The organism is Kitasatospora sp. NPDC056531 (assembly GCF_042794375.1).
Taxonomy (GTDB): Bacteria; Actinomycetota; Actinomycetes; order Streptomycetales; family Streptomycetaceae; genus Kitasatospora.
The window spans coordinates 1-10271 of sequence record NZ_JBHTTU010000147.1; the positions used below are offsets into that span (position 1 = coordinate 1).

10 protein-coding genes and 1 pseudogene are annotated in these 10271 nt (G+C 68.0%); 4 read left to right on the forward strand and 7 right to left on the reverse strand.

The genetic code is table 11. The features are described 5' to 3' along the window. The first annotated feature begins 511 nt into the window (after positions 1 to 511). Complete coding sequence (locus tag ACFQ87_RS42075; RefSeq protein WP_380616261.1) at positions 512 to 949, forward strand: hypothetical protein; 438 nt, start codon at positions 512 to 514, stop codon at positions 947 to 949. 137 nt (positions 950 to 1086) lie between these two features. Here the strand turns inward: ACFQ87_RS42075 and ACFQ87_RS42080 are convergent. Further along, a pseudogene (locus ACFQ87_RS42080) lies at positions 1087 to 2530 on the reverse strand (NF041680 family putative transposase). 326 nt (positions 2531 to 2856) lie between these two features. On the opposite strand from ACFQ87_RS42080, the gene ACFQ87_RS42085 reads away from it, so the two are divergent. From ACFQ87_RS42085 to ACFQ87_RS42095, 3 genes are all read left to right on the forward strand, one after another. Next, positions 2857 to 3087 (forward strand): hypothetical protein, encoded by a 231-nt coding sequence (locus ACFQ87_RS42085; RefSeq protein WP_380616255.1) that lies wholly within the window; start codon positions 2857 to 2859, stop codon positions 3085 to 3087. 770 nt (positions 3088 to 3857) lie between these two features. Further along, positions 3858 to 4412, forward strand: a complete 555-nt coding sequence (locus ACFQ87_RS42090) for a winged helix-turn-helix domain-containing protein (protein WP_380616262.1) — start codon at positions 3858 to 3860, stop codon at positions 4410 to 4412. After that, a complete protein-coding gene (locus tag ACFQ87_RS42095) occupies positions 4328 to 4894 on the forward strand; it encodes a transposase (protein WP_380616263.1) in 567 nt (188 codons plus the stop codon). Before ACFQ87_RS42090 ends, ACFQ87_RS42095 begins: the two co-directional genes overlap by 85 nt. On the opposite strand, the gene ACFQ87_RS42100 is transcribed toward ACFQ87_RS42095, so the two are convergent. The 6 genes from ACFQ87_RS42100 to ACFQ87_RS42125 form a co-directional block, all read right to left on the reverse strand. Then, positions 4819 to 5187: a helix-hairpin-helix domain-containing protein gene (locus tag ACFQ87_RS42100; RefSeq protein ID WP_380616256.1), complete on the reverse strand. Its 369-nt coding sequence runs from the start codon at positions 5185 to 5187 to the stop codon at positions 4819 to 4821. The two genes, ACFQ87_RS42095 and ACFQ87_RS42100, sit on opposite strands and share 76 nt — an antisense overlap. Before the next feature lie 131 nt (positions 5188 to 5318). Then, positions 5319 to 6050, reverse strand: a complete 732-nt coding sequence (locus ACFQ87_RS42105) for a hypothetical protein (protein WP_380616257.1) — start codon at positions 6048 to 6050, stop codon at positions 5319 to 5321. Positions 6051 to 6085: 35 nt separating this feature from the next. Beyond that, on the reverse strand, positions 6086 to 6724 hold the full coding sequence (gene lexA / locus ACFQ87_RS42110; RefSeq protein ID WP_380616258.1) for a transcriptional repressor LexA: 639 nt from the start codon (positions 6722 to 6724) through the stop codon (positions 6086 to 6088). Continuing rightward, positions 6624 to 7799 carry a hypothetical protein gene (locus ACFQ87_RS42115; RefSeq protein ID WP_380616259.1) on the reverse strand — a complete coding sequence of 392 codons (1176 nt, stop codon included), beginning with the start codon at positions 7797 to 7799 and terminating at the stop codon, positions 6624 to 6626. Before ACFQ87_RS42115 ends, lexA begins: the two co-directional genes overlap by 101 nt. 475 nt (positions 7800 to 8274) lie before the next feature. Next, complete coding sequence (locus ACFQ87_RS42120; protein WP_380616264.1) at positions 8275 to 8802, reverse strand: transposase; 528 nt, start codon at positions 8800 to 8802, stop codon at positions 8275 to 8277. After that, entirely contained in the window at positions 8799 to 9338 is a 540-nt protein-coding gene (locus ACFQ87_RS42125) for a winged helix-turn-helix domain-containing protein (protein WP_380616260.1), read from the reverse strand. The genes ACFQ87_RS42120 and ACFQ87_RS42125 overlap by 4 nt, the downstream gene beginning before the upstream one ends. Positions 9339 to 10271 lie beyond the last annotated feature (933 nt).

Sequence of the window (10271 nt, forward strand, 5' to 3'; positions counted from 1 at the left end):
CAGGTATGCCAGACGGAGCAACACGAGTGATCATCCTGCCGCAGCCACCAAGCAAGTCCTTGAGCTGCATGGATGACATTCTCGGCAGGCTCAGCTCTGCAGCGGGGCACAGCCCACCAGCCGGCGCTCGCTGTCCGGCGGCTGCTTCGGCGTGGGACTGGCCGTCGTCAACGCACTGTCGGGCCGTCTGACGGCCGAGGTGCGGCGCGACGGCACCCGCTGGGTGCTGGAGTACGAGCGAGGCGTAGCTGTCGCGACGCCCGCCCGCACCGGACCGGCCGATGGCAGCGGGACCGCGATCACCTTCCGGCCCGATGCCGAGATCTTCGAGACACTGGAGTTCTCGTTCGACACGCTGGCCAAACGGTTCAGGGAACTGGCCTTCCTGAACAGGGACTTGGATATCACCCTGACCGATGACCGAGACCCCGCGGCGCCCCGGGCCGTCGGCTTCCGCTTCCCGGGCGGACCGAGGGACCACATTGCGGGGCGGAGCGCCCCCCACCCGGACGTGATCGGCTTCGAGCGCGAGTACTCCGAAATTGAGGGAACCATCGAGGTGGCCCTCCGCTGGTGTGACTCCCGCGAGGAACGGGTCGCAAGCTACGCCAACAGCCGGCCGACCACCGGCGGCGGCACGCACGAGCTCGGCTTCCGCGACGGCCTGGCGGCCGCGGTCACCACCTACGCCCGCGAGCAACAGCTGCTCACTCCGTCCGGCCCCGACTTCACCCTCACCCAGCTCGGCGCGGGCCTGACGGCGGTCGTGGCGGTGAAACTCGACCGCCCCGAGTTCGAGGGGGCCACCCGCGACCGACTGGGCAACGGCCCCGTACGCGCCTGCGTCGCCGAGGCCGTCCGAGAACACCTGGCCGCCTGGTTCCACGCCAACCCGGCGCAGGCGACGGCCGTCCTCGCCCGGATCCCGATGACCGCCCGCCACCGATAGCAGCGCACCGAAGACACCGAAGCCCAGGTCGGGGGTTGGTCCCCGGCCTGGGAATTTCGGTGGCGCGGGCGGTCCCAACGACCCCACCAGCCACAGGGCACGACAGATCTCAAACACGGTCTCAGCTTGTTCTTTATCTACCAAGATCTTCCAGGTTTGCCGATGGCCTTGAGGGTCTTGGGGCGTTTGACGGTTTTTTCCGACGTCGTAGCGGGTGGCGGGTCGTCGGTTCTTTGAGCCGAGAGGGCGCCCGGGTCCGGACCCGGTCGGTTGAGGAACACGGGCCGGGCAGAGCAGGTGCACGCGGATGTTCCTGAACCCGCGGCGGACCCGGGCCGGGGTAAGGCGTTCGGGCTTGGATGGCTTCTCCCAGGGCCGACGGAGGTCCGCGGCGAGGGGGCGGGCGAGGCGAAGCTGGGTGTGGGCGACGACCAGGAGCCAGGTCCAGCGGTCCGCTGCCTCGGGAGTACGGACTTTCGGGGTGGTCCAGCCGAGCGTCTGTTTTCCGAAACGGAAGGTGTGCTCCAAGTCGAACCTTCTGAGGAACACCTGCCACCACAGATCCACGTCTACCAGGGTGGCGCCGGTCTTCGAGAACCACAACCACACCGGCGGGGCCTCCCGTTCCTTCGAGAGGTGCTCGACCTTCAAACGGACCAGAGTGCCTTCGACGATGGGGAGTTCGCCGTCGTGCTCGAGCCAGGCCGAGCGGTGGGTCAGTCTCGGGTGGACCCGGTCCCACGCCTGGGCTTCGGCCTTGCCGTAGTTCACGGTGGCGGTGGCCGTGGTGATCGCCGGTTCGGGCCAGGTCTCGGGCTTGGCGAAGCGGAACTCCGGCCCGTGCTTGGGCGGCCGGCCATTGACGCCGTGCGTCCTCGGTGGTTTCGGCAGACGCATCACCCTGTCGGAGCGGATCCGTCCGATCAGCTCGACGGGGAGGTCTCGTAGCACCCAGGCCAGGCGGGTGACGTCGTAGCCGGCGTCCATGACGATCGTGATGTCCGGGTCGTCGGGCGTCCACTGACCAGCTGTGACGAGCCGTTCGGCAACGGCCCTCAGCTGGGCGGCGGTGACCGCGGTCGTGTCGTCCTCGGGCCCGAGCCGGACAACGTCCAGGATGCCGGTCCACGAGGTGGCGCCGGGCTCCAGGACGGCAACGAAGGAGTACGGCCAGCCCGGGATGAACTGCGACGCGGACTTCGCCCGCCCGTAGACGTGGCAGAACAACCGGTCGGCCGAGCACGGTGCATCCGACCGCAACCACGGCGATACATCGACCGCCAGGACCAGGCGCCGGCTCTCGAACCGCGGCAACGGCAGCCCGGCCAGCACCGTCCGCAGCCGTTCGACGTCGACCCGACCGCGATTGAGAGTCCCGTACAACGCTCCGTGCCCACGACGATGCTCGGGCGCCAGCGTCAGGTCCACGGGCGAGATCACCGGCCCCTCAACGCACAGCAGCGCGTCGGTCAGTTCGAACAGCTCATCACGCCGGGCGGTCAGACACTCGTAGAACTCTCCCCGGAAGCGTGACGCTTCCGCGAACGCTTCCCGCCGAGCATCGCGATGCAGCAGACTCACCCTCACGTCCTTCGTCGTGGTCACGTGTACTCCTTGGTCGGAGCACATGATCAGTCGAAGGCCGCCCGCTCGTCCGGAGAATCCCCGGACGAGCGAACCCATTCGAGACAGCGTTCGGGATCGTGGCATCATGTACGGCATGACGATCAACCGAAAGGTCCATGCCGCGTAGACGGCCAGGACGCATCCGGGCCGGACTCCCGGACCGACAGCAGTCACAGCACTCAAGGCTGGCCATCGACCGTCTCTCCCCAGGAGCACTGTCCGAGATCGTTCGCCTTGAACGCACGCGGAAGTACCTCCAGCCAGGAGACACCAGCGCGGCATTGCGCCTGTGGAGGGACTACGTCCACCGCCCCGAACGCGAGCTCTGGCACGACGACGAGTTCGGCAACGTGCACTGGTACTGCTGCGGCAACCCGCTCGAACGCCGCGCTCTACTCGACAGCGTGACCCGAGCAATGTCACCCCGCGGAGGACGCGAACTCCGCAAGATCATCGAAGACCTCGACGCCTTCATGGGCTCGCCCTACCCAGCCACAGACTCCCGAAGATAAAGAACAAGCTCAGGAACACGTTCGGAGGACACGAGCGTGGCACGCCGCAGCCCTGCAGGTCACGGCGATGCCAGTGGACACCGAATCACGGAACCTACAGGACCGTCAGCTTCCTGCTGACCAGGTCGCGCAGCACTGGGATCTGCAGTGCCGGTCTCGTCGGCGAACAGCAGCCCGTCCTCGTCCAGGCGATTCGCCTGTCCACAGCCTGCCCATGGCCCCGCACCGCGGCCGGGTGCGGGACCCCGTGAGGGCGCCCGAGGGCCGGCGCGAACACGCGCTCACCGTCGACCAGGTACAGAGAACTCACAGGACCTCCAGGGGATGGAGGCGCCGGGGTCTGCCGACGCCGACCGCACGAGGCCGTGCCGGGTACCGGTGCCGGGACGGGATCAGATCTCGACGTCCATCCACGCGACGTCGTTGAGCTCGACGTCGACGCCGCGGGCGCGGCGGCCGGATCGCTTCCTGCTGAGCCTGGGTGGCTCCGGCGTCACGGGCCTCGTACAGGGCCTGGGCGACACTGCCGGGCATCTTCTTGTGTGATCACCCGGGGGCGTGGGTCGTCGGTCGTGCCGCCGGAGGCGCTGAACCCGAACGTGCCGCTGATGTGCAGCAGTTCTTCTCGGCGTCCCGGCGCACCCGCTGCTTTACTGACTTCGGCGCGTCAGGGTGAACGGTCCCGAATTGCCTGACGGGCTCGGTGCGGTGGCTGTATCCGATGGTGTGTGAGATATGCGGATGGGGGCGGGCTGACCGCCGCGGGACGGCTGCGCCGGGAGTCAGTGCGGATGCAGGCGGCCGAGATGTTCGAGCAGGACCTCAAGCCGCCGGAGGTGGCCCGACGTCTGAGGGTGAGCCCGAAGTCGGCTTACCAGTGGCACCAGTTGTGGTGCGAGGGCGGTGTGCAGGCTCTGGCTTCTCGCGGCCCGAGCGGGTCGCGGTGCCGTCTGTCACCGCGCTGCCTGGAGAAACTGGCCGCGTATCTGGAGCAAGGCCCGGCCGAACACGGCTGGGTGGAGGACCAGGTGTGGACCGCGGCGAGGGTGGCCACGCTGATCGGCCGGAAGTTCCACGTCTCCTACAGCGTCTCGGGCGCCACGAGGCTGATGCACCGGCTCGGCTTCAGCCCGCAGGTGCCCGCGCGGCGGGTCGCCGAGCGCGACGAGCAGGCCGTCACCGCGTGGAAGGAGGCGACCTGGGAGGAGGTAAAAGAGCGCGGGCGGCCTGCGGGGGCTACATCTGCTTCGAGGACGAGGCAGGATTCACCCGCCGTCCGCCCAAAGGACGCACCTGGGGCCGGCGCGGCCGCACGCCGGTTGTGACCGTCAGCGGCCGCCGCTCGGGACGCCTGTCCGTGGCGGGACCGATCGCCATGCGGCCCGGCTCGCGCACCCGGCTGTGCCACCGCCTGCGCACCCACCCCGCGGGCAAGGGGCGACGCCGCAGCATGGGCGAGCGCGACTTCATCGCACTGATCGACGGCGTCCACCAGCTGGTCAAGGCACCGATCGTGCTGGTCTGGGACCGTCTGAACACCCACGTCTCCCACGCCATGCGCGACTTGATCGCCGAGCGTGCCTGGCTGACGGTGTTCCTGCTCCCCGCCTACTCGCCCGACCTCAACCCCGTCGAATGGGTCTGGGCACACGTCAAACGCAGCCTCGCCAACCTCGCCGTGGTCGCCCTCGACCGACTCGAAGCCCTCGTGCGCAACCGGCTCAAGCGCCTTCAGTACCGGCCCGACACCCTCGACGGCTTCATAGCCGGCACCGGCCTGACCCTCGACACCCCCGCCTCACCCTGACGCGCCGAAGTCAGTACCCGCGGCTGCCAGGCGGTGCGCACCGCCTGCTCGACCTTCCCGGCGTTGGCCTTGGTCATCGGGATGTCGCCCGTCAGTCGGCCTTCGGCCAGCTCTTTGAGGGCGTGGGACCAGCGCTGTGCGGTGCGCTGCGAAACGCCGGCCAGCTGGGCGAGGCGTTTGGTGTCCTGCTTGGCGACCTTCTCCCACAGGAACTTCACCCGGGTGTTGAGGTGCACCGGGATGGGGCGGGTCCGCTCGGCGCGCTCCAGGCCTTCGTCGATCTCCCGACTCACGCTGTTCCTCCCTTCCAGCCGCCCGGGCGGCGGCCACTGCTGGTGGTCATGCTGGCGCGCCGCCCGTCGATGCCGACGGGCGGCCCGGGTTGACTACTCGTCGGCGACGACTCCCTCGACACCTGTCGGCGTCACAGGGCCAGTGCGGCCAAGGTCGCGTCGAGGAAGCCGTCCGGCAGGCCCGTTCCCGTCCAGGTCCAGTCGGACGGACTCACCGCCTCGGCGGCTTCCTCAACAGCCAGTCCGACGCTCGCGGGATCTTCTGCGGGCAGGCCCAGGGCGACCACCGCCCAGGACGCCAGAGCCTCGACCTCCAGATACTGCCACCACTCGGCGTCGTCCCACCCCCGGCGTTCGGTGGCCTTGTTCGTCCAGGCCGTACGGAAGAGCGAGGTGAACGCGGAGCGCGGATCGGCTGCGGAGGCCTCGACGGCGCACCGCACAGTCCGCAGGTGCTCCAACTCCGCAGCCCAGGGATGCATCGCGAAGAATTCCAGGTTGCGGCGAAGGGTGGGGCGGAACGCCCGTCCCCGGCCACGGTTCCAGCGCTCGGCCGGTGTCCACAGGCCGCCCGGCCCATCGCCCAACCGTGCGGCCCGGGCCCGTGCCGCGACATCGCCGAGCACCGCGTCCCGCCATCCGAGCCCGTACGCCCTCTGAGCGGCGACGATCGCGTGGACCTGCCCGTCCGTGGCCGGCGCGTCGAGAAGCGCGTCGCCGAAGCCGTCCCACAGCACGGCGAGCGCCGCGGTCACCGCCTCCGCGCAGCGTGCGTGCAGATCACCCACAGGTACCCGGGTCCAGGGCAGCAGCGCCAGATAGGTCCTGTCCCACAACTCCCGCACGGTCATCTCCTCCGGCATGGTCCTGTCCTCGTCCCTGGCCACCGTCCGGACCCTCAGAGACGGCGTAGCACGGCGACGACCTTGCCGAGGATGGTGGCGTTGTCGCCGTTGATGGGTTCGTAGGCGGGGTTGTGGGGCATCAGCCAGACCCCGCTGTTGTCGCGCTTGAGTCGCTTGATCGTGGCTTCGCCGTCGATCATGGCGGCCACGATGTCGCCGTTGTCGGCGACCGGTTGGCGGCGGACGGTGACCCAGTCGCCGTCGCAGATGGCCGCCTCGATCATGCTGTCGCCGCGCACGGTGAGTGCGAACAGTTCGCCCTCGCCGACCAGTTGGCGGGGCAGCGGGAGGACGTCCTCGACGGTCTGCTCGGCCAGGATCGGGCCGCCGGCGGCGATCCTACCCACCAGCGGCACGGGGACGGGGACGCCGATGTTCCCGGTGGTGTCGGTGGGTGCGGTGTGGCGGTCGGCCCAGACGCGGTAGGCGCGGGGCCGGTTCGGGTCGCGGTATTGGAGGCCCTTGCGTTCCAGTGCCTTCACTTGGTGGGAGACCGAGGAGGTGCTGGTCAGGCCGACGGCCTGGCCGATCTCACGCATGGACGGTGGGTAGCCGCGGCGCCGGACGGAGTCGCGCATGACCTCGATCACCCGACGCTGGCGCTCGGTGAGGCCTTCGGCCTCGGTACGCACGCCCGGGGGCCGGCCGCTGCGGGCGCGGGTTGTCGTGGTGTCGGCCATGGCGCCCTCTCGATCGTGCGGGTGTTGACTGTATCGGTCGTTCTGCGGGTCCGTCACCGGGCTTTGGGGTTCGCTGACCTGCCCGGATGCCAAATCGGGGGCGCGCAGCGGTCATCGGAAGTCCCTGCTGCGGGCGCCGGGGGCGAGGGTGAGCGGGACGAGGCGGGTGGGCGACGAGGTTGACGGCGCCGTCACGGCGCTCGGCCGTGCCGTGGACCAGCAGGCCGGCTGACTGCAGGGCGGCACGGCGCTGGCGCTCCCATATGTGCGGCTGGCAGATCACGTTGACCAGGCCGGTTTCGTCTTCGAGGCTGAGGAAGAGTACGCCGCCGGCCGTCGGGGGGCGCTGGCGGTGGGTGACGAGTCCGCCGACGGCGACGAGCGTGCCGGGGGCGGCGCCGGTCTTGAACGCATCCGCGGTCAGGGCGCCGCAGCGCTTCAGGTGGGCGCGGGCGTGCTGGACGGGGTGGGAGGTCGCGGAGGTGCCGGTGGCCCACAGGTCGGCGATGGTCTCCTCGACGGCGGTCATCGGCGCGAGGTCGGGGGCGGCGAGGGCGGGGGCGGTGCCCGGGAGCATGCCTGCGCTGGGGGTGCGGGCGAGCGGTGCGGCGGACCACAGGGCCTGGCGGCGGTTCAGGCCGAGACTGGCGAAAGCCCCGGCGGTGGCGAGCGCTTCGAGGGCGGGTTCGGGCAGGTCGGTGCGGCGGGCGAAGTCCTCCAGGTCGGTGTACGGCTGGCCTGCGGCGATCGTCTCGGCCTGCTCGTCGCCGAGGCCGCGGACGGCCGCCAGCCCGAGGCGGATAGCCATCTGCCCGGCTGCCCCCGTCCCGTTCTCGGGCGTGACCACCGGTTCGAGGGTGGGCCGGGCCTGGGAATGGTTGATGTCAGCGGGCAGCACGGTGGCGCCGTGGCGGCGCGCGTCCTGGATCAGCGTCAAGGGACTGTAGAAGCCCATCGGCTGGTTGGCGAGCAGCGCGCAGGTGAAGGCGGCCGGGTAGTGGTACTTGAGCCAGGCGCTCGCGTACACGAGCAGGGCGAACCAGGCGGCGTGGCTCTCGGGGAAGCCTTCTCTGAACTATCCATTTCCACGCCATCGTTGGAGCCCGTGTGTAAAGATCTGTCAACGTGCGTCCAGTTGCGCCTGATGGTTCGAAGAGCACCCGAGACTGGATTCATGGACGCGAGCCAAGATCAGGAACCGCAAGATGACTCCAAGCCGGAGCGACCGGAAAGCCTCACGCTCAAGATCATCATTTCCTTGGGTGCCGCTGCCATAGAAGGAATAGCGAGGGCAGTTACTGAGGGCCTCATGAGGCCCTGACATCCAAGACGACTGGACTGGAGGGGGAATGGCGGGCGGGAGGGCTAGGCGGATTGCCATGCCGTCAGAGTCGGAGCTCAAACCGGGACCGCACCGAAATCTGCTGGAGGCGGTGCACGAGCTCTATCAAAGAGCTGGCTGTCCTACTGAACTTGAATTCGTGATGTCGGTCTGAGGATGATCAGCCGTCCATGATCAGGCCGGTGGTGGCGAGACACCCGTCGATGAGGTGCGGTCGGTACTGGAGCTGCTTCAGGCTGCGCTTGACGGCTCGGGCGAGTTGGTCGAGATCGGCGGCGGCAAGGTTGCCGATGGCGCGCTTGACCAACGACCAGATGCCTTCTTGCGGGTTGAGGTCCGGTGCGTACGACGGAAGTTGGAAGACGGTCAGCCAGTCCTTGCTCGCCTTGATGAACTCCTGCATCGGCGGCATCAGGTGGGCGCGCAGATTGTCCCACACGAGCACGATCGGGCCGCCGAGCTGGATGTGCGCGCGGATGAGCAGGTCCCGGTAGTCCTGCCAGGTCAGGCCCTTCTTCTCGCCTTTGCGGCCGCGGTAGACGTGGAAGCTGTAGAACATCCGCGAGCGCTGACCGGGTTTGTAGCAGCTCAGCCCTGCCATGGAGACCCGGCCGCCTCCTCGGCCGCGCACCCGAACCACTGGCGTACAGCCGACCCTGCCCCAGGTCCTGGCGCGCGGCGGCCTCATCGACTGCCCGGCTTCGTCCTCGAAGACAAGCCAGGCGCCGCGGGCCGCCGCGGCGCTTTTACCCGCGGCCACGTCTCCTTCTTCCACAACTCGACAGCCGCGTCGTCACGCTCGATGGCGCGGTGGGTTGGCTGCTGCCAGGACCAGCCGTGCCGTTTGAGTAGGACCCATGTGCCCTCCACGGTGTAGGAGACGTGGAATAGCCGACCGATCATCGTCTTCACCCGCGCCAGAGTCCATCGCTGGTCGTCCCAGCCGTGGGCCAGCGGCCCACGCTCCAACTCCCGCTCCAGCCGCGCGATCTGGGTATCGGACAGCTTTGGACGACCCGGCGAGCCCTTCGAGGCGATTCCCGCCGCACCGCCCTCACGCCACTGTCGGCGCCACCGCTCAACCGAGCGCACGCTCACCCGCAGCACGGCCGCGATGTCCCGGTTCCTCTCACCGCCCTCGAAGCGTTCGACAGCCTGCCGCCGGATCCGCTCCCGTGCGGCCCTCTCCGCGTCGGTCAGACCGCCGCCCTGTGCATACCTCACAGCACACGACTACCGGGATCACCCATCTGCCGGCAGGCAAACGCTACTGCTTCACCCGTCCGAGCGACATCACGAATTCAAGTTCAGTAGCACTCGAAGGATCAGCCAGGAAGTATCACAGTCTCCATTCTCAAGGGATGCAGCTTCACATCAGTCCGTAGCCAACACGCTCAATGGAAAGACTTTTCCCAGCTGGGCTAGATTGGAAGCCATCGTGGGCGCCCTACTTTCGCTCGCCCGAGAAGAGAGGGCGCAAGGACAAATCAGATATTTCCGTCAGCTCTGGGTCCCCGCCCACTATGGTGAGGGGAATTCAGAGCCACCAGTAAGGAGAGTGCTCGACGATCTTTCGAGTCGTCCTTGGCATGAGTCTGATCAGGTTGAGCCTTGGGATGGGCAGGCCCATGAGTCCGAGCCACCACCCCCTCTCGGAGCCCTACCGAACCCTCAGAGTAGGTCAAACGCAGAGGAAGAATTCGATCCCGAGGACACGGCGACGCGCCAGCTAATCTTTGGCACGACCCCAGAGTCAGAGTATGCGGACAGCGAATCCGAGCCCCAACCCACCTCGGAAGGCTGGATTGGACCCGAGCTGTTCTCGGTGGAATATCGGGAGGAGGAGGAATCTCTCCAGGTGTCACTGAACACTCAACACCCTCTTGGACCCCCAATCTCCAGGATCATGGATCGAGATGACGATGAAGCATCCAGAATTATTACGATCCTCATCGTTGCATGGGCTCGCATGGAACATGAAAGCCCTGGAGGAAAGACCCGAGACTTCCTCACAAATGTGCGATCATCCTGGGGTGCATATATGGGAATTGTTGCGGATCCAGATACTGAGCTTGATCGGGTGATGTCGGGGTCGTTCGGCTGACAGGCGCCGGACGGCTCCGGTAGCTGTTGGTTGTGAGATACGCGCAGGGCGGC